The 21,377-nt window shown below is 46.7% G+C and carries 10 protein-coding genes; 3 read left to right on the forward strand and 7 right to left on the reverse strand.

Features of this window, described 5'->3' with window-relative positions; genetic code table 11:
- The first annotated feature begins 42 nt into the window (after positions 1–42).
- From LGZ99_RS08645 to LGZ99_RS08655, 3 genes are all read left to right on the forward strand, one after another.
- Positions 43–4,476 carry a SpvB/TcaC N-terminal domain-containing protein gene (locus LGZ99_RS08645; RefSeq protein ID WP_262979030.1) on the forward strand — a complete coding sequence of 1,478 codons (4,434 nt, stop codon included), beginning with the start codon at positions 43–45 and terminating at the stop codon, positions 4,474–4,476.
- Positions 4,477–4,540: 64 nt separating this feature from the next.
- Positions 4,541–4,837 carry a phage holin family protein gene (locus tag LGZ99_RS08650; RefSeq protein ID WP_023043406.1) on the forward strand — a complete coding sequence of 99 codons (297 nt, stop codon included), beginning with the start codon at positions 4,541–4,543 and terminating at the stop codon, positions 4,835–4,837.
- 82 nt (positions 4,838–4,919) lie between these two features.
- A complete protein-coding gene (locus LGZ99_RS08655; protein WP_262979031.1) occupies positions 4,920–7,895 on the forward strand; it encodes an RHS repeat-associated core domain-containing protein in 2,976 nt (991 codons plus the stop codon).
- Positions 7,896–8,236: 341 nt separating this feature from the next.
- Here the strand turns inward: LGZ99_RS08655 and LGZ99_RS08660 are convergent, their stop codons facing one another.
- The 7 genes from LGZ99_RS08660 to LGZ99_RS08690 form a co-directional block, all read right to left on the reverse strand.
- Complete coding sequence (locus tag LGZ99_RS08660) at positions 8,237–8,983, reverse strand: creatininase family protein (protein WP_262979032.1); 747 nt, start codon at positions 8,981–8,983, stop codon at positions 8,237–8,239.
- 23 nt (positions 8,984–9,006) lie between these two features.
- Positions 9,007–9,828: a beta/alpha barrel domain-containing protein gene (locus LGZ99_RS08665; protein ID WP_262979033.1), complete on the reverse strand. Its 822-nt coding sequence runs from the start codon at positions 9,826–9,828 to the stop codon at positions 9,007–9,009.
- A gap of 124 nt (positions 9,829–9,952) precedes the next feature.
- Positions 9,953–10,447 carry a hypothetical protein gene (locus LGZ99_RS08670; protein WP_036837871.1) on the reverse strand — a complete coding sequence of 165 codons (495 nt, stop codon included), beginning with the start codon at positions 10,445–10,447 and terminating at the stop codon, positions 9,953–9,955.
- A gap of 35 nt (positions 10,448–10,482) precedes the next feature.
- Positions 10,483–12,231 (reverse strand): aminotransferase class III-fold pyridoxal phosphate-dependent enzyme, encoded by a 1,749-nt coding sequence (locus LGZ99_RS08675; protein WP_021324992.1) that lies wholly within the window; start codon positions 12,229–12,231, stop codon positions 10,483–10,485.
- A 51-nt stretch (positions 12,232–12,282) separates the two neighbouring features.
- The gene (locus tag LGZ99_RS08680; protein WP_036837874.1) at positions 12,283–13,983 is read right to left on the reverse strand and encodes a beta-ketoacyl synthase N-terminal-like domain-containing protein; all 1,701 of its coding nucleotides are present in this window, start codon (positions 13,981–13,983) and stop codon (positions 12,283–12,285) included.
- A 41-nt stretch (positions 13,984–14,024) separates the two neighbouring features.
- Positions 14,025–18,098, reverse strand: a complete 4,074-nt coding sequence (locus tag LGZ99_RS08685) for an SDR family NAD(P)-dependent oxidoreductase (protein ID WP_262979034.1) — start codon at positions 18,096–18,098, stop codon at positions 14,025–14,027.
- On the reverse strand, positions 18,091–21,369 hold the full coding sequence (locus LGZ99_RS08690; RefSeq protein WP_262979035.1) for a non-ribosomal peptide synthetase: 3,279 nt from the start codon (positions 21,367–21,369) through the stop codon (positions 18,091–18,093). The genes LGZ99_RS08685 and LGZ99_RS08690 overlap by 8 nt, the downstream gene beginning before the upstream one ends.
- Between the last annotated feature and the right edge of the window lie 8 nt (positions 21,370–21,377).

Genomic DNA, 21,377 nt, shown 5'->3' on the forward strand with positions numbered 1-21,377 from the left:
TGCTAAAACAGGCCCCTAAACGGGGCCTGCAAGGAGTCTTTCATGCAAAATTCACAAGAATTCAGTATTACGGAACTATCATTGCCTAAAGGGGGAGGTGCTATCACGGGTATGGGTGAAGCGTTAACACCTACCGGACCGGATGGTATGGCGGCACTGTCTCTGCCATTACCTATTTCAGCCGGACGCGGCTATGCCCCCTCACTCACTCTGAATTACAACAGTGGTGCCGGTAACAGCCCGTTTGGTCTGGGTTGGGATTGTGGCGTTATGACTATCCGCCGCCGTACCCATTTTGGTGTTCCACACTATGACAAAACCGATACCTTTCTGGGGCCAGAAGGTGAAGTTCTGGTCATCGCGGATCAACCTCGCGATGAGTCCATATTAAAAAATCCCTACTTAAAAAATACCAGCTTGGATACCACTTTTACTGTTACCGGCTACCGTTCCCGTTTGGAAAGCCATTTCAGCCGATTGGAATACTGGCAACCTAAGACAGAAGGCGAAACAGACTTTTGGTTGATATATAGTCCCGACGGACAGGTACATCTACTGGGTAAATCGCCTCAGGCGCGGATCAGCAATCCATCAAAAATCTCACAAACAGCACAATGGTTACTGGAAGCTTCCGTGTCACCACGTGGTGAACAAATTTATTATCAATATCGTGCCGAAGATGACACCAGTTGCGAAGCAGATGAAATTGCAGCCCATCCACAGGCCACAGCACAACGTTATCTACACATGGTGTATTACGGCAACCTGACAGCCAGCGAAACGTTATCCGATCTGGATAACAGCGCTCTGTCACAAAAAAACTGGTTGTTCTATCTGGTATTTGATTATGGCGAACGCAGTAACAACCTGAAAACGCCACCAGCATTTACAGCAACGGGTAACTGGCTTTGTCGTCAGGACCGTTTTTCTCGTTATGAATATGGCTTTGAGATTCGTACCCGCCGCTTATGCCGTCAGGTGCTGATGTATCATCACCTGCAAGCGTTGGATAACCAGACAGAAGAGCACGATGAACCTTCGCTGGTTTCACGCCTAATATTGAATTATGACGAAAGCGCAATAGCCAGCACGCTGGTATTCGTTCGTCGGGTGGGACACGAACAAGACGGTACTGCCGTCACCCTGCCACCACTGGAACTGGCATATCAGGATTTTTCACCGACGCATAACAATAAATGGGAACCGATGGATGTACTGGCAAACTTCAATGCCATTCAGCGCTGGCAACTGGTTGACCTAAAAGGCGAAGGATTACCCGGTTTGCTATATCAAGATAAAAGAGCCTGGTGGTACCGCGCGCCACAGCGTCAGCCAGGAGATAAGCCAAATGCTGTCACTTGGGGGAAAATACAACCTTTGTCTGTCATCCCTTCCTTACAAAACAACGCATCACTGGTAGACATCAACGGCGATGGACAACTTGACTGGGTTATCACCGGATCGGGGTTACGGGGATACCACAGCCAACGCCCGGATGGCAGCTGGACACATTTTACCCCGCTCAACGCCCTGCCGGTAGAATACACTCATCCCCGTGCGCAACTGGCGGATTTAATGGGAGCCGGGCTGTCTGATTTGGTACTGATCGGTCCTAAAAGTGTGCGCTTGTATGCCAATACCCGCGACGGCTTTGCCAAAGGGCAGGATGTGGTGCAATCCGGTGACATAACCCTGCCGGTACCGGGCGCTGATGCCCGTAAGTTGGTGGCTTTTAGTGATGTGCTGGGTTCCGGTCAAGCACATCTGGTTGAAGTCAGTGCGACTAAAGTCACCTGCTGGCCAAATCTGGGACACGGGCGCTTTGGTCAGCCAATCGTTCTACCAGGATTTAGCCAACCAATAGCTGAATTCAATCCCGCTCAGGTTTATCTGGCTGACCTGGATGGCAGCGGTCCAACTGACCTGATTTATGTTCACACAAACCGTCTGGATATCTTCCTGAATAACAGTGGCAATGGTTTTGCGGCACCAGTGACACTAACTTTCCCGGACGATTTGCGTTTTGATGATACTTGTCAGTTACAGGTAGCCGATGTGCAGGGGTTGGGAGTAGCTAGCCTGATATTGAGCGTCCCACATATGACACCCCGCCACTGGCGCTATGATCTAACCAAAGCGAAGCCGTGGTTACTTCAGGAAATATATAACAATATGGGCGCTCATCACACCTTGCATTACCGCAGCTCTGCCCAATTCTGGCTGGATGAAAAAGCCAAGGCACAGGATGCCGGACAAACACCAGTTTGTTATCTGCCCTTCCCGGTACACACTCTATGGAAAACGGAAACAGAGGATGAAATCAGTGGCAACAAATTAGTAACAACTATGCGTTATGCCCATGGCGCTTGGGATGGACGTGAACGGGAATTTCGCGGATTTGGCTATGTGGAACAGCAGGATACAGAGGATAGGGCCCAAGGTGACGCAACAGAACGTGCATTCCCAGCATTAACCAAAAACTGGTATGCCACCGGACTGCCCGTGATAGATAACACATTATCGGCAGAGTATTGGCGTGGTGATAATCACGCTTTTGCCGGTTTTACACCGCGCTTTACTGTTTGGAAAGATGACAAGGATGTTTCTCTAATACCAGAGAATAGTCACGACCTATACTGGTTCAACCGAGCTTTGAAAGGTCAACCACTACGTAGTGAACTGTACGGGCTGGATAGCAGCGCACAAAAAGAGATTCCCTATACTGTCGCTGAATTCCGTCCACAGGTACGCCGACTACAGAATGCAGAGAACCAATCTCCTGTATTTTGGCCATCGGTAGCGGAAAGTCGTCACTATCACTATGAACGTATTACCAGTGACCCACAGTGCAGCCAGAATATCACGCTGTCCAGTGACCTATTCGGCCAGCCACTGAAACAGGTTTCGATACAATATCCACGCCGCAATAAGCCCGCAACCAGCCCGTATCCGGATATGTTGCCTGATACACTGTTTGCCAACAGCTATGATGACCAGCAACACAAATTGCGACTGACTTATCAACAGTTCAGTTGGCACCATCTGACCAACAATACCGTTCGGGTGCTGGGATTACCGGATAGCACCCGCACTGATACTTATGAGATCAAACACGATGAGGTTAAATACGATGAAGTTAACCGTGGTTTAAACCTGGAAACTTTGTGTGATAAAGATATCCTAATTGCATATGACGAACTGCGTAAATACTTCGGCCAACAACGAACGTTTTATACCGGAGGGCAAAATAATGCACCGACACGACAGGCGTTAATCGCCTTTACAGAGACAACGGTATTCGATGAATCCACACTGTCAGCGTTTGATGGAAGTATCGCATCTGCGGAATTGCCCACAACTCTGGAGAAATCCGGGTATCAACAATCAGATTACCTGTTCCCTCGTACTAGGGAGGGCAAAGTCTGGACAGCCCGTCACGGCTACACCGATTACGGAACCGCTGCACAGTTCTGGCGTCCACAAACGCAGCGCAACACACAACTCACAGGAAAAATCACACTAACCTGGGATACAAACTATTGTGTCGTGACAAAAACGCAAGATGCGGCCGGCCTGATAACATCAGCCAAATATGACTGGCGTTTTCTGTCTCCGGTGCAACTCACTGATATCAATGACAATGAGCATCTTATCACGCTGGATGCACTGGGCCGTCAGGTAACACAGCGCTTTTGGGGAACTGAAAACGGTAGTAAGACCGGTTACTCATCACCGGAACAGATGTCGTTCTCTCTACCAACCAGTGTGGAAACAGCCATTGATCTGACAGGACCACTACCTGTAGCACAATGTCAGGTCTATGCACCGGAGAGCTGGATGCCGGTATTAAATCAACAAACTTTCAATGAGCTGACAGAGCAAGACCAGCAAACACTGTACAAGTCTGGAGTCATCACTGAAGACGGACGTATCTGCACATTGGCCCATCGCCGCTGGGTACAGAGACAAAATACAGCCACCCCACCAGTCAGCCTGTTAAATAACAGCACCCATTTACCCCCTCATAGCCTCACGCTGACCACGGATCGTTATGACCACGATCCTGAGCAACAAATCCGTCAACAAGTCGTATTCAGTGATGGCTTTGGCCGCTTGCTACAAGCAGCGGCTCGGCATGAAGCAGGCAAAGCTTGGTTGCGTAACAAAGACGGTTCTCTGGTCACGAAAACAGCAGATGCCAAGAGCCGCTGGGCAGTGACTGGACGGACAGAATATGACAATAAAGGACAACCGATACGAACCTATCAGCCCTATTTCCTCAACGATTGGCGTTATGTCAGTAATGACAGCGCACGGCAGGCAGAAGACGCTTATGCAGATACCCATGTTTATGATCCCGTTGGTCGGGAAATCAAGGTTATCACCGCAAAAGGCTGGTTTCGTCGAACCTTGTTTACTCCCTGGTTTACTGTCAGTGAGGATGAAAATGATACAGCTGCTGAGGTGAAAATGTAACTTGATAAACCCCGCCCGGCTAACGGGCGGGAAGCATAGATAGAGGTGAAAAGTGTCGTTAAAAATGCCGTCAGATACTCAACTTGTTATCTGGTTGATCATTGGTTTTATTGCGGCCTGGGGCGGATTAGTAAGATACCTCATTGATATACAGAACAAACAATACAAATGGAGTTGGATTAACGTCCTATGCCAACTCATCATCTCCTGTTTTACCGGTATCCTGGGAGGATTACTGAGTTTTGAAAGCGGCGGCAGCATCTATATGACTTTTGCAATTGCCGGGCTATTCGGCACAACGGGAAGTACCGGGCTGAACTGGCTCTGGCGTCGCCTTCTTATGCATCAGGGAGGAAAATAATGGAGGATTTTCGCTGAACAAGAAGTCCTCTGTCTCCCGCTATAACGGGAATATCACAACAACACAACAAAAGAGGTAAATCATGGAAAACTTTGACCCCAAATTTTATCAACATACCCCTACAGTCAACGTCCAGGATAATCGTGGCCTGACTATTCGTGACATCAACTTTCGCCGTTCCACCGCAAGCGGTACTACCGATACCCTTATCACCCGCCATCTATATGACACCCGCGGGCACCTGATCCAGAGTATTGACCCGCGCCTGTATGAAGCCAAACAGAAAGACAACACGATAAAACCTAACTTTCTTTGGCAATATGATTTGACCGGTAATATTTTGTGTACAGAAAGCGCCGATGCCGGTCGCACTGTCACACTAAATGATATTGAAAGCCGTCTAATACTGACTGTAACCGCAACAGGCGCCAGACAAACCCGGCAATATGAAGCCCCTTCTCTGCCCGGTCGTCTGTTATCAGTGACCGAACAACCGGAGGGAAAAACACCCCGCATCACCGAACACCTTATCTGGGCCGAGAATACGCCAACAGTGAAATCTCATAACCTTGCCGGGCAGTGTGTACGTCACTACGATACGGCAGGAGTCACCCGACCAGAAAGCCTGTCGCTGACGGGTACCGTTTTATCACAGTCCCAGCAATTACTGGATGATAAGAATGGCAAGGGAGAAGCTAACTGGGCAGGTGATAACGAAACCACTTGGCAGAACGTATTAACCAATGAAATCTATACTACCCAGAGTACCTGTGACTCCACCGGCGCTTTACTGACTCAGACCGATGCGAAAGGCAACAAGCAGCGTCTGGCCTATGATGTGGCCGGGCAATTAAAAGCAAGCTGGCTGACCGTAAAAAACCAGAATGAGCAGATTATTATTAAATCTTTGACCTATTCCGCCGCCGGACAGAAATTACGTGAAGAACACGGCAACAACGTTATCACCGAATACACTTATGAACCGCAAACTCAGCGTCTGATAGGTATCACCACCCAACGTACAAACAACGGTAAACCAGAAGCCAAAAAGTTGCAGGATTTACGCTATAAATATGATCCTGTGGGGAATATCATCAGCATTCGTAATGATGCAGAAGCCACCCGCTTCTGGAAAAATGAGGAAGTAAAACCAGAGAATACCTATACCTACGATTCCCTGTATCAGCTTATCAGCGCGACAGGGCGTGAAATGGCGAATATTCGTCAGCAAAGCATCTCCTCTCCGATAATCCCCCTAACTTCTGATAACAACACCTATACCAAATATACCCGCAATTACACTTACAACGATGGCGGTAATCTGACCAAAATCCAGCATCGTACCTCTGACAGCCAAAACAACCACACCAGAGGCATCACAGTCTCGAACCGCAGCAACCGGGCGGTGCTGAGTATGTTGACTGATAAGCCGGAAGAAGTGGATTCATGGTTCGATGCGGGCGGCCACCAGAAGACGTTGCACCGGGCGGTAAGGAATAAACTGACTGATGAACCGGCAGAAATGGATTCATGTTTCGATACGGACAGTCATCAGAAGACGTTGAGCCCGACAGTACTGAATTCACTGGTTGATGACCCGGCACAAGTGGATACATTGATATGGATGCGGGAGCAAAACCTGAATTGGAATACACGGGGTGAGTTACAACAAGCGACACTGGTAACACGAGGCCAAAAACCACCGGAAAAACCGCAAGAAAAATCGCAACAGGAGACAGGGGACAGTAGCACCAATAATGACCAGGAATGGTATCGCTATGGCAGCGATGGCATGAGGCGGCTAAAAATCAGTGAACAGAAGACCGGAAACAGCACACAACAACAACGAGTCACTTATCTGCCGGGCCTTGAGCTACGTACCACTGGCTCAACCAGTCAAACAACAGAGGATCTACAGGTCATTACAGTCGGTGAAGCAGGCCGCGCACAGGTGCGGGTGTTACATTGGGAGAGCGGTAAACCAAAAGATATCAGCAACAATCAGATGCGTTACAGCTACGATAATCTTATCGGCTCCAGCCAGCTTGAGCTGGATGATAAGGGACAAATTATCAGTCAGGAAGAGTACTATCCATTTGGCGGTACAGCACTGTGGGCGGCAAACAGCCAAACAGAAGCTAATTACAAAACTATCCGCTACTCAGGCAAAGAACGGGATACCACAGGGTTGTATTATTACGGATATCGATATTATCAACCGTGGGTAGGGCGGTGGTTAAGTGCCGACCCAGCAGGGACAGTCGATGGGCTAAATTTGTATCAGATGGTGAGGAATAACCCTGTACTACTTAATGACTCAAAAGGTCTGTCTTCTGAATCTCGGAAAGAAAATCAATCTCTGATAAAAGTATTTAAAAAGGGAGATATTTTATATGGTTTGGACGAACCCAGAAAAGATGCATTGGAGAAATTAGAAAAAAAAGGATATAAGCGTAAAACCGCTTCAGGGGGATTTCTTTCTAAATTAACTAGAGTTTTTGGCAGAAGGAGTGAAATCAAAAGGAATATATTGATACAAAATGACATAACAAATGCCGTTTGGGATAATTTAAATCCCAAAGTCTATTCTAATGACGAAAATATAAAAAAAGAAACACATGACCACGAACGTGTTATTGAGTTTAAGAAATTTTTATCAAAACATGATAAATATAATGTTGCAGGTGATAATCTGGCAAATGAATTAGCATCCGAATTGAAAGAAAAACCATACGGAAATAAAAGAATAGATGAATTAGGAAAACTTCTTTGGAAAAAAACAAGTAAAGCTGGATTAGAGTATCAGCTACTTCAGAGGAAAGCGCCTGTTCATTTTCTGATTGATATTATTGGTGATGATATCAAGACAGTTATATTAAAAAGTGGTCATGGAGCAAGTATAACATCCAGTGAGCTACGTTGGTTATATCGGCATAAGGACGTAGCAGAAGTTCAACAAAACCTAAAATTTTGGAAAGAAGGAAAGCCTGTAGCCCATAGCGAAGTCTTTTCTAAAACTAAATGGGATAAATATCAACCTAAACATAGATATAGCTGATAGCTACAAAAAATATCGATTAAGAGATGTCTGATAATGCCCGTGATTCTATTGTCACAGGCATTATCAATGTGATTCGGAACCCCAAAAAGTATCAGGAAATTTGTTTTTGGTTTATGTCCCAGAGACACCAGAATTATGAGCAAAGTGGAATCCCGCACTGGCTAATGTAGTGAGTCAAGAAAGATATGAAGTAAATCAAAGCATTCAGACTGGGTTTCCACCACCTACGAATACCGCTATATGTAGCTGTTACTGGAAAAGGCCCCCATTGATAAAAACGGTAAGCTCTTTTCCAGGCAGACAGGGTAAACCGAAAAAATGCATTAATATTCAACGTGTTAATCCGCAGTAACAAGTTCCAATATTTGCTGCCTGACATGTTCGAAAATGAGTGAGCCTATTTCCGCACTCGCACCGGATGTTTTAGAAAGAACCCCTCTCGTTGAAAATTCTTCCTTAATCGGTATCTGATAAATTCCTGCACGCGGGGGGTTTTCATGGTCAACCCGCTCAGCTCTAACCAAATCTGGACGCAAATGAAGCATCAAACTCGTTTCTGTTATCCCTGCATGCTCAGCGTGCCAGCCGGGAAAATCAGTCAAATGTTCACGAGTCCAGGCATCAGTCACCAAACTCCACCAGCTAAACACGATAACGGAACGATCTTTAAAGTGACCCGCTGTCCGTAATTCGTCTACCGCCTCGAAAATAAAACCTTCATTCTCGTAATGACCATTAATAATCACAAGTTGCTTGAAAGGTAATGAGCACAAGCTCTTAATTGCCCGGCCGATATAAGTTGTAAAGGTTGGTCCATCAATGTAAATCGTACCAGGGAATTCAAGTCCACCCCCACTCTGTGGCAATGATCTTACCGATAGTGGCTGTACCGGCAATGTGAACCCACCAATATCATTCGCCAACACGCGGGCAAATGCTTCAGGGATCACGGCATCCACATTCAACGGCAGATGAGGCCCATGCTGCTCAATACCACCAATCGGCCATATCAAAGTCTTACCTTCAACCGCAGTTAAAACCTGCTCGCTGGTCAGTTCTGCAAATTCTCTCACTTGATTGCTCATGATATTGTCCCTTTTTTAATACCTTATTTTGACATCGTGATTTGGGCATGTTCAAGAACGATACGCCGTAGTGTTTTGTACATATGCCGATGAAGAGCGGTGTAAACTTGCACAGTATTCGCACCTGCAAGTATGTACTCATGAACGTCATTACCATCCTGTACACCTCCCGATCCAAGTATCGGGATCGTCAGCCCCCGCTTGCGCAGGTTATAGATTGCAGCAAGCACCAACGGTTTTATCCCTGGCCCTGAGTATCCGCAAACCCCATTAAGCAAAGCCTCGCCACTCACTCCGTCAAAAACGATCCCCGAAATGGTATCGCTCAACGTTATCGAATGAGCACCGCCTTCTATGGCAGCCTGAACACGCCCATACAAATTGTCGCCAAGCGCGAGTTTGACAGAAAAAGAGGTATCCACTCGCTCTTTCACCGCTTTCGCGTAGTTGAATACACGTTCTGGCGTATCTTCTATAAAGTCATCTGCATGCAAGCACGAAATGCCCAATTCCAAGGGGGCATCGGTTACCTCTGAGATACGAGCAGCCAATGAACCCAGCTCCCCAGGCGATTCTGCATGGACAGAGACTATCACCGGAAGTTGTTCTCTCTTAAACTCACTGAGAATGGTCAACCAATGTTCAACTGTTTTCTTCGAGTAAGTCGTATTGTTCAACATCCCTGTACTGATGGAATAGGTCTTTTCTGTATGCAATTTTTCCGAATTCGGGTAAATGGTTTTTGTCACGACCGCCCCTGCGCCGTGAACGATAAACTGGCGAATATATTTATCCTGATCAGAAAGCAGACCCGATCCAACGATAATTGGATTTTTTATCTTCATGCCTAAAACATCATAGGTTTGTTCGAAAACTTGATTTTTCATCTCAACTCCATGAATGACCTCATTACAAGCAAACTCGCTATTAACCAGCTCCCAATAGAGAAGGCGGCGCCCCAAAAAGTGATCAATAGCTACTCAACTGAAAGTTTCTGAAAATCTCACCAATCTGCCACGGATTATTACGAAAATCGTGAATATCCAATTTCGATAAATTGCAAACATGTTCCAATCCCTTTAATAAATGACTACCACCGCGCACAATCGGCAGTTGAGTGATCAGCAGTACGGGCCGTTTTAGGGCCGAAGCCCAACCAAGTTCAATATGTGTGCCATCAGTACGCAATAATTCTTCACCACAATGAACTGGAAGAATGGGCATGAAAAAATCACACTGTTGCATCCATTGGAAATCCCGTTTTGATACCATCTCCGGCGTATAATTGGGGGTATCAATGCCAAATTTCTCAGTCAAATGTGCCGATAATACATTGCCGTTCAATGCCTTTACTGTCTTAACCGCTAACTGGATAGTCATTCTCAGCTCTTCATGAAAACCACCATCATAAATCGCAGACTGAATAGGCCCACCAATGAAAACACTTTTGTTTGCCAACGGCATAACACTCCCCTTAATTTTCGTTAATCCCGTTCGATCTAGCTATACCGTGGAAGAAGGTTATTTTCCTCAAGTTCATCTAAGCTATCCACAAACGCCAAATAAACTTTTTCCAGATGAGTGTCATCGTGTGCATCAGATATAAACCAGCATCGCCACTCCCAGATATAAATACCTCTCATCAGCAGGTTGTAGTAAAGCAAGTCCATGTTGTCACGATGAATTAATCTAAAGAATGAGGAAAACGATCTTGCCTCAATGGGAACCCGGCGACTCAAAAACAGACGATTCAAACGTAAAACAAACGATTCAGTACGCTGTGTCAGTGCCTTGGTAAAGGATTCCCCTCTCCTCTTGATTTCCAGCAGAGTGGCTTTCGCGGCAGCCATGGAAAGCGGATGTTGAAAATATGTTCCACCAAAGAATGTCGGCTCCGCTGCCGGGAAGCTGTCATCGTTGAAATTCCAGTTTCCACCGTCAATCGAATCAAGCATATTTCCCCTGCCGGTAATCACTCCCAACGGCATTCCTCCACCTATCGTTTTGCCATAAGTCACAATATCAGCCTCAATCCCAAATAACCCTTGGATACCGGCAGGGTGAGATCTGAAACCTGTCACAATTTCATCTAATATCAGCAGAATACCTAAGTCCCTGGTCATTTGACGCAAACGTCTCAAGTAATCTGGATTGCTAAGACCAGGATCACGCGTTGGTACAGGTTCTACGAGCACAGCCGCAATTCTGTTGCGATTGACTTTGAGAAACTCAATAGCGTCATTGGAACCAAACTCAAACACCGAAACATCAGCAACCATATTCTCAGGTATGCCCACCGAAACGGGTTTGGTGACACTGACTTCATCATATTCACTGGCTTTAGCCAGTACCGCATCCCAATGTCCGTGGTAACTGCTGGAAAAAAGCACGATATGATTTCGACGAGTGAGCGCCCGTGCTGCCCGAACCGCATTCATGACCGCTTCAGTTCCACTGTTCACAAAAGCCACACGGTCCATGCCGGTAATCTCTTTGATAAGTTCAGCCACTTCCAAACCTATCGCATGCCGGGTTCCCAAACCAAAACTGTTGCTTATTTGCTGAGTGAGCTCTTGAATAACGAAAGATGGGCTATGCCCAAACAAATGCGCACCGAAGCCCATCGTCATATCAATGTAATCATTACCATCAATATCCTGGACGACCGCCCCTTCAAACTTGGTGCATACAATCGGGTAAAGCAGTTCCTTTATGGAGGGTTTAAATCCAATACCAGAACGGCTATCTGCAATATTTTTACGTACCGCTACCGAATGCGTTTTTGACTGAATCGTTCGCTCGTTATACCTAGATATGAATGAAGCCAGATATTTTCTTCTCTCCTCAGATTCGATTGGTGATGCACTTCTCGACATCCATTGGAAAAAGCGTTCTTTCTTAACATGTGGAATATCTATCGCGTCCGCCTGATCAGGCACTCTTTCTTGATCAGTCAAAACTTGTTGAGGTTGAATTACCGAATCATTATCTTCGCCGGCATTTCTTTTATCTGCCATCAACACATATTCACTGAGTTGACGAACCGTTTGTAATTCTGCAAAAAACTGCCGCACTGACAGTCTTACACCAAATCGTTTATGGATGGGATCCAACACTTCGAATAACAAGAGTGATTCCGCACCTAATTCAACCAATGGTATTTCCAGTTTTATCTCTTCTCTCGGTAAACCAAATGTTTCTGCAAAAATAGTTGTTATATCTCTCTGAATAATTTCAATATCACTCATATCAACCTCACCTTCCTTTAAAATGAAGACGATCGCTACCGTGTTTACAACTCAGATTACTATTCTTTCAAATGGATAAGTCGGAAGCGGGAGCCGTTTGCGATGCTCGTTCTGGTAAAAAATATCCCAATTGATATTTTTCCCGGCCTGCCAGGCAGAGGCAGGCGAAATATAGGTGTCTTGCAGTTCGATCGATTCGGGAACCACCACGATAGCCTTATTTAACAGACCTGATAACAGCTCATGGATATCTCGCGCGACAATCACCTTTCGTATTGATAAATGTCGTCGGCCCCGTTGCAAGGTAAATGCAACATCAGCGATATTCACCTCTGGATACTGCTCAAGATATTTCGCCAGATCCAAGATTTTGTGCGCTAACGCCGCCTCAGTACGTGCACTTAGAGGGATCAGATGTACCGCCTCCAGGGAAGGCATATCAGGTTTTCTCGCCGGTGGCCCGGCAACCACAACATGAACATTTGTGCCACCTATTCCGAATGAGCTAACCCCGGCAATTCTGGCGGAATAATCACTATTCCAGGTCCTGGATTCGGTAGGGACATAAAACGGGGATTCAGGATCCCGAAGTTCAGCGCATGGAAATTCACAATTAATTGAAGGAGGGATAACGCCTAAGTTAACAGCATAGATGGCTTTTATCAGTCCGGCGATACCCGATGCACAATCAGCATGACCAAGATTGGATTTAATCGAGCCTAAAGCACAAGCTCTGGCAGAGACGCCTTCAAATACCCGCCCCAACGCACGTAATTCAATCCCATCACCAACCGGCGTACCGGTACCGTGCGCTTCGATCAAACCAATCTGATCGGCCCGGACATCAGCAGCAGCAAGCGCACGACGGATCACCTGTTCCTGACCTGAAACACCCGGCGCACTATAACCCGCCTTGACAGCCCCATCGTTGTTTATTGCCGTTCCTTTAATAACGGCCAAAATAGGTTCGCCATTGAGCAGGGCATCCTCCAGACGACGCAACACCACGAATGCAGTCGCATCAGAGAAAATCGTACCGTCGGCTTTCTCATCAAACGCACGAACTCGCCCCGTTGGGGACAATATTCCCCCCTCATGGTAAACATATCCAACATGAGGGGGATACCTTAGACAGACACCGCCAGCTAGGGCCATGTCACTTTCACCCAGCAACAAACTGTTGCAAGCCATGTGTACAGCGACAAGCGAACCTGAACAAAACGTTCCTACACTCACAGCCGGCCCTAAGCAATTGAGCTTGTATGCCACTCGAGTTGCCAAGGCATCGATAGAACTTCCCCCAAACAACAACATCGCGTCAGCCGGAGAATTACTTAACGTCGGCACATTTGCATTCCAGGTAGTCCGGCGAGAACCAACAAAAACGGAACAGAGTCCCGCATCCGCACCGCTTGAATAACCGCTAAGTTCAAGCGCCTCATGGCAAACCTCCAAGCAAATCCGTTGTTGGGGATCCATTTTCGACACTTCCCTTGGCATCAGTTGAAAATAGCCGTAATCAAACTTTTCTGGATCCTGAAGGTACGCACCGCGCGGAACGTAATGCAATCCTATTTCATCAGCATTAACGCCCCTATCATGAAGCTCTGCATTGGTATAACTAGAAATCAGTTCCCGTTTCCCTAAGATCGCATCCCAAAGATCCCGACTCGAATTCGCATTAGGAAAACGCCCAGCGATACTGGTAATCGCAATATCTGTTGAATAACCTATTTGTGTTTTAGACTTCATTCTAATTACCTTTCCCGAATTAAGTTGCTCTTACCGACGAGCTATAACACACCACCTTCATTGCGCTTTTTCTTCACTTGCATCGTAAGAGACGCCACTGTGCTGGATTCGAAAAGATCAACCATAGATACAGCAACATTAAAATGAGTGTTAACCTGTCGCACCAATTCGGCCCCCACCAATGAATCTCCCCCTAAATCGAAAAAGTTCGATTCATGATCAATAGGGCAACGCAGTACATCACACCAGATAGCCGTCATATCATCGATAATCGCCCTGCCTGATGCAGATAGAGATGTCATTACGGGTTTCTCTGCATCCACTTGCAGCGGAGTCTTCACAATATCGTGCAACCGTTCACTTAAAGGTACGGTGGAAACTGCAAAACGAGGCTCCACATGACATGCAGCAAAAATAATATTCAATGCATTGACGACATCAGCATGACATAACGGACGAGCACGATTTACGCTGTATTTGAAGCTATTTGACTCATCCCAACCTTCCCATCCATCCCAATCAATTGAGAAATAGGGTTTATCCAAATTGTGCATTGAAGAAAATGCCGCACAGGCTTCATTTGAAGCGGCATAAGGAGCAAGGCCCAAACCACCAGCAAAAACCGACAAAGACGATATAAAACAACCGAACCTCAGAGGGCGATTAGCAAATATTTCATGCAGAACAGCAGCCCCTTTTAGTTTTGGCTGCATTAACTTTTCCCAATCATGCTGATCCGAATTTTGCAACCACTGGATCGCAGCCTGACCAGAAAGTCCAGCAGCATGGACAAAACAATTAGCTTCACCCAAGATAGATTCCACACGGGAAAGTTCTGCCAACACACGAGCCTGATCTGTCACATTAGCGGTAATAATTTCAAAGTCAGCACCAATATTTCGCAACTCCGCTAACCGCTGACTCTGCAACGTATCAGACCTGGCAAGATCCAGGGGTGTCTGAACGAGAAGGATAAGTTTCGCGTTAAACTTCGTAGCAAGATATTGTGCAATACCAAAACCAACCGTACCCAATCCGCCGGTCACCAAACAGATCATTCCAGGCGAAATTTCCCGGCTGACTGATGGGCTAACAGCCTCAAAATAGCGTTCCCACCGCCAACCTTGACGCACCCCAATCGCTTGCTGGTCATCGGCAGTGAAAAGTTCAGCCACGATCTGTTGAGCATGATTAAGACGGCAAATTTCTTTGGTGGGTGTGTCTATCACTTTCACCATCATGCCAGGTAACTCCTGGCTGATCGCAGAGATGGATGCAAGCGCAGTGGCCCGTTCGATAATCCGTGGTTCGCTGCCAGTAATGTCGATAAAACCTTGTCCTATCAATGTCAACGAAATAGCTTTATTTCCAACTTGGGAAAGCGCTTTTACCATATTAAATAGCGTAAATGGGAAACGATCTTCCCCTGCCCGCATTTCACAATCCGGTGAGATATCACCAAAAATGAAGAGCATATGATCAGGTGTATCCACTTGCTGTTTCTTCAGCATAAGCATCAAATGCTGAACGCTTGTGGGATCGTCAAAGTTGACTATGAACTCTGTTTCATGGAAAGGAGTGACACAGTTTTCATGCACCTCAAATACTTTCTGTCCCAGATCACGTAAAACATCAGCGATCGGGCAAACTTCTTTAAAATTTTTATTATATAAAATCAGCCAGTTACGATTATCTGCTGATGATATAGGCAACAAGCGCCGCGTTCGTTTCCAACGTTCAACATAAACGCCGACGGGCTCGGCGGAAATTTCAGGACTCGCCACAGGTTGATCGGCGTAAAATTCTTGTTTGTACTCTGTCTCTGTTGAGCCTGTATACCAGCACCGTCGACGTTGCAAAGGTTGAACCGGTAGCGGAATGCGCGGAACAACTTCCCCGCCTCTCAATACAGACCAATCTATAACCAAACCACGTTGCCATAACTTGCCGACTAGCTCGACGAAAGCCTTGTCATCCTCTTCATGAAAGGCATCCAAACGAATAATATTTTCAGCGTTTGAAACCATTTCAGAGAAACTGTCAGACAAACGGCTAAAAGCTAATATCACATCATTTGCTGAAATGACCTCATTCTCCCGCGGTAAGATCGGAAGGGTGTCAGCAATCAAGATGGCTTTCACATTATTACCGTCAACCATCCCATGCTGCCTGGACCAAAAACTTCCGGGCAAAGCGACACAATCCCTGGCTAAATAACGGGGTACCTTTCCCTGCAACTTATCAACGACTTCAGGCAATGTCAGCATGCCCAACGAGCAGGCAACGGCAAGGTCGTAACAACTATCGGATATGATAAATATCGGCGTGGAAATCAGTTTCCGCCAACAATTAATCGCCGCGATCATAGCTAATACATTGGCAATCTTCTCCCTGCTTCCATCACTTTCTGTTATTTCAGTGATGTCGGTTCTACTGATGTTATGGGAAAGATCCGCCGGTAATTCAGTAAGCAGCCTATCCACTTCTTGCCAATAGCCAGGCATCTTCATGGATAAAGAAGATCGAATACCCGGCCCAAGCGCAATCACCAGTCGTTGTGGTTCAGAAACTTGTGCCGTGGCGATGAAATCCGTGTTTCTGATGTTGTCGATCAACATTTTCACATCTTTAGCATACAAACAGGCTCGGTATGGCTGCGCTGCCCGTCCTTCCGCATAGGTAAAAGCCACTTCATCAATATGAGTATCTGGTTTAGCCACCAGCATTTCCGCCAAACTTGTACTCAATGTATCCAAGGCATTGGCACTGCGTCCCCCTAACGGAATGGCTCGCCAGCCAGGTTTACTTTTACCTGATATTCGTACCGGCGCTTGCTGCAAAATCATATGAACATTGCTGCCACCGGCGCCAAAAGAGCTGATTCCCGCCCGTCGTAGTCCTTTCACCGGCCAATTGATAGGAGTGGTGTTGATAATGAAAGGACTTTGCTCAAGGTTCATAGCAGAACCGGCTCTGCTGAAAGTCGGATGTGGGGTAATCATGCCTGTTTTCAGTGCCATAATCGTCTTTGCCAACCCCGCGAATCCCGCGGCAGCCGCCAAATGACCCACGTTAGCTTTGATCGATCCTAACGCACAAAATCGCTCACGATCAGTACCCTGACGGAAAGCCTGACAAAGCGCAGCATATTCAACCGAATCGCCAAGTGGCGTCGCGGTACCATGTGCCTCGATCATCCCTAATTCATCCGGCTCAACCCCTGCAATTGCCTGGGCATCCAAAATGAGTTTTCGTTGCCCATCGACACCCGGCGCAGCAAAGCCTGCCCGGGCAGAACCATCATTATTCGCCGCTGAACCAAGGATCACGGCATGAATGGTATCCCCATTTCTCATGGCATCATCTAATGGCCGAAGAGCCACAAGTCCAGCGCCATCGCCAAAAAAAGTGCCCGAGGCTTTTTCATCGAATGGTCTGCAATATCCATCCTCTGAGAAGATCATATCGCGCTGATAAAAATAGCCCGGCCGGGGATGAGCATGCACGGAAACACCACCGGCGAAAGCAATCTCACACTCGCCAAGTAAGAGGCTTTGTATCGCGGTATGAACCGCTGTCAATGATGTCGAACAGCCCGTCAGGACAGTCACACTCGGCCCGTCAAAACCGAGCTTGTATGAAATTCGTGCCGGCAAATAATCCTTATCATTCGTCAGCATTAGCTCTGTTCCCATTAACGACGCCAGATCACACTCAGATCCAATGACATTAGGCAAATAGGTATTCATTGAACTTCCGGTAAAAACACCGATCCGGGGACGTCGGAAAGGATTACCATAACCGGTCACTTCTGCCAGCTCCCATGCGCACTCAAGAAGGATCCGGTGTTGAGGATCGAGTAATTCAGCTTCTCGCTGGCTGATCGAAAAAAAATCCGGATCGAATAGATCGATATCCGGCAAACATGAATCGACAGGAACATAATTTTTTGCAGTGACGATATGCTGGGCGACGCCAAAACCGGCAAGCTCTTCCCGGCTATATCTTTTTGCCAAGATTCGGCCCGCGACAAGATTATCCCATAGCACATCCAGGCTATTAGCCAGAGGTAACCGACAAGTGACTCCAATGATTGCGATCGCATTCTCAGACATCTTGTTCCCCCTTCAATGATCTTCTTGAACTCAGCGTTTTCTGACGCCGCGTTTGGGAGGGTTTATCTGCAACGTCTGCCGGTGTCATCGGTTGCAGAGGACGCAAAAGGTAGTTAGCTAACATACGGATAGTCGGAAAGCGGAATAAATCTGAAGGAAGCAATGCACTGCATCCCGGTAATCGCACAATATGCGCATGAATCTGCATCAGCGCCAATGAATTACCACCAATATCAAAAAATGCATCATCCAATCCGACTGTCTCTCTCCCCAACACCTCACACCAACTCTTCGAAATCTCGGCAAAAACCGAGTCGACAGGTAACACAGGAACAGGTCTCAACGAACTGATATCCGTCAACCTCCCCGCTTTAATCAAATCATTTAACGCTCTTCTATCAACTTTGTTATGGGTATTACATGGTAATTCATCAGCCAGCATAATCCTGCCGGGCAACATGTAGATGGGGAGATAAGCTCTGAGATGATCACGAATGGCAGATTCTTCGGGCAAATTGCGCTGACTCGCAGGTACCAATATTGCAACTAAACGATCTGTGCCCTCGTGAGATTCAACGATAACGGCAGCATCCGCGATAGCATGATGGCGATTGAGACAATCCTCAATCTCTGCAATCTCAATTCGATAACCAGCAACTTTTACCTGATTATCCACACGACCACAAAAATGAATTCGTTCCCCGTCCCAATACGCCAAATCACCGGTTTTATAAATACGTCCATTATCAATATAGGGATCGGGAATGAAACATTGAGCCGTTAACTGTTCAAGACCGACATAACCCCTGGCGACGCCACGACCGCCAATGTAAATTTCGCCCACCTCACCCATCGGAGGTGTTTGCATTGAGGAGTTCAAAAGATAGACCGTTGCGAAGCCTAACGGCTTGCCAATCGGGATCACATTGTAGTCGGTCAGTGCTTCAGTGACTTTCTCCACTGTGGTGTAAACGGTTGCCTCCGCTGGACCATACATATTCCATAATGTCCATTGGGTATTCAGATAAGGCCGAACAGTGGCACTGAGAAGTGCTTCACCACAAATGACCCAATGTTTTATCGCGTAGGCTCTTGGCCGGTCCTGGAACTCAGATAACAGGTTTTTCAAACTGGCTGGCGTCTGTGTGACGATAGTGACCTGCTCTGCTTCGATAAGATCTAGAAACTTGTCAGGCTGGCTGCGTATATCATCAGGCACAATGACTAATACCCCACCAGAGCAAAGGGAGCCAAAAATCTCCCACACAGATAAATCAAAACTGGCCGCATGGAACCAGCTCCACACCTCTCCAGGCGCTGGTGACAAGTATTCGTCCATTGCGTTGAGAAAGGCAATGACATTGCTGTGTTCAACATCAATGCCCTTGGGGGTACCCGTAGAGCCTGAAGTGAAAACACTATATGCAATCGAAGAAGGTGTACAATAATCAATCATCGCCACGGCAAATTGTGGTTCCATAGCGGTCATTATCATCAGTTTAGCCGTAAACGAATAATCTGAGTCAACATCAGCGTTAACAACAATCAGCTTCATCTCTGATTGTTCGACAATTTTTTCCAGACGTTTCTGTGGTAGCCTGGGATCTAACGGTACATACCCTGCGCCAATACGCATAATCCCAAGCATCGTCACCACGGCTTCCAGTGAAGGCAATAATGCAACCCCCACCCGATCACCAGGCACGACCCCATTTTGCATGAGCCGGGCAGCGACCTCCAACGACCAATGCTGCAAATCCAAGTAAGTTAATCTATCGACACCACAATGAATCGCTACGGACGACGCTTGTTGCACAACCCGTTGATCAAAAAGCGAAACTATGGTTTGGTTCGCTATCTCAGGGAGCATACCCGTATTAAGCGGACCGGATGGAAGATTGTAATCCTCTGATTTTGGCGCCAACAAAGCGCTAATCTCCCTATCAGGCTCCGCAATCAGCGTTTCAACCACCTTCTCGAAGCGCTCTGCAAATATCTGAAGACCTGAATGTGAGAAAAAATGTTTGTCCCCTTTGAGTTCACATCTTAATTGGCAATCAGCATCTAAAAATAACAGTTCAATATCAACCTGCCCTTCCTGCTGACAAATCCTGAATGGGGAAATAACCCTCCCCGCCCATAAAACCTGAACAGCATCTTCAGCCATCGCCAGCTCCAACTTCAACCAACGCGACTGCCCTACGTGTCCCAGCATATTCACTGCGGTCTGAAACAACGGATTACGCCCCTCATGCCGCTCCACAGCAAGATGATCAAGCATTTGACTGAGACAAAAATTTCGATTATCAAGAGCCGATAGCGATCTTTCTTTTGCAGCCAATAACAGGTGATGAAATGTTTGATCAACGGACAAACGTATAGGTAATACATTAAACAAGCAGCCGATAATATGTTGATGAACCGAGTCACGCATCGACACCGGCACACCCATCACAACATCTGACGTTTTTGTCTCCCCAGCTATGTAAGCTCCCCATGCCGCTAACATGACAGTAAAGACCGATCCGCCTATTTGCCCAGCAAGCTGCTTTATTTTTTTGGTAGTTTCTTCACCGAGATTAAAAATCACGGACGACTGACCACTATGGCCTTTTCGCCAAAAACTATTCCATTGCAGCATTGCCGGCTGCTTCTTTAAACACTCACTCCAATAAGCTTTCGATTCCGCCGCCGCTTCACTCTGGTAATACTCTTGTTCCCGAGAGACATAATCCTTGAAAACTTCGGCTGGCTGTAGCCAGGAATCGTAATCTTCACCAAGTTCAGCCAGATAAAAGTGCTCAAGTTGATCCCACATCAGACCAAGTGAAGTAAAATCCGACACAATATGATGCACACACATCAGTAAAACGTGCTCTTCGGCACTGACCACATAGATACCGAAACGCAGACATGACTCTTTTTCTAACTTAAAAGGAATAGCATGAAAATCCTGAACCGCATGTTCGAGAGCATCCCGGCTCCATTCCGTTGCATCGAAAACCTCCAAGGCCGGCGGTAACTGTTCGTTGATAACAAGCCTTGGTTCGCCGTTCATGTTCACGAACGTGCTTCTTAATGTGGCATTTTTGGAAACCAGCCGATTAACCGCATAGCGAAAAGCATCAATTTGAAACGATCCGTGAATACGGAAAGCCTGGGCAATATTATATCTGGCATCATCCGGCGTATAATTGGCAATGAACCATAAAGCTCTCTGCTGCATAGACAGCAACTCTGCATCGTCAGTCTGTGGGCAATTTATATACATAACGTGTC

Source organism: Photorhabdus temperata (assembly GCF_025384845.1).
In the GTDB taxonomy this organism is placed as follows: Bacteria; Pseudomonadota; Gammaproteobacteria; order Enterobacterales; family Enterobacteriaceae; genus Photorhabdus; species Photorhabdus temperata.

What these genes read in the sequence shown, in the direction of transcription:
- LGZ99_RS08645 (WP_262979030.1), top strand. Translation starts at nt 43, where the DNA reads ATGCAAAATTCACAAGAATTCAGTATTACGGAACTATCATTGCCTAAA.
- LGZ99_RS08650 (WP_023043406.1), top strand. Translation starts at nt 4,541, where the DNA reads ATGCCGTCAGATACTCAACTTGTTATCTGGTTGATCATTGGTTTTATT.
- LGZ99_RS08655 (WP_262979031.1), top strand. Translation starts at nt 4,920, where the DNA reads ATGGAAAACTTTGACCCCAAATTTTATCAACATACCCCTACAGTCAAC.
- LGZ99_RS08660 (WP_262979032.1), bottom strand. Translation starts at nt 8,983, where the DNA reads ATGAGCAATCAAGTGAGAGAATTTGCAGAACTGACCAGCGAGCAGGTT.
- LGZ99_RS08665 (WP_262979033.1), bottom strand. Translation starts at nt 9,828, where the DNA reads ATGAAGATAAAAAATCCAATTATCGTTGGATCGGGTCTGCTTTCTGAT.
- LGZ99_RS08670 (WP_036837871.1), bottom strand. Translation starts at nt 10,447, where the DNA reads ATGCCGTTGGCAAACAAAAGTGTTTTCATTGGTGGGCCTATTCAGTCT.
- LGZ99_RS08675 (WP_021324992.1), bottom strand. Translation starts at nt 12,231, where the DNA reads ATGAGTGATATTGAAATTATTCAGAGAGATATAACAACTATTTTTGCA.
- LGZ99_RS08680 (WP_036837874.1), bottom strand. Translation starts at nt 13,983, where the DNA reads ATGAAGTCTAAAACACAAATAGGTTATTCAACAGATATTGCGATTACC.
- LGZ99_RS08685 (WP_262979034.1), bottom strand. Translation starts at nt 18,098, where the DNA reads ATGTCTGAGAATGCGATCGCAATCATTGGAGTCACTTGTCGGTTACCT.
- LGZ99_RS08690 (WP_262979035.1), bottom strand. Translation starts at nt 21,369, where the DNA reads ATGTATATAAATTGCCCACAGACTGACGATGCAGAGTTGCTGTCTATG.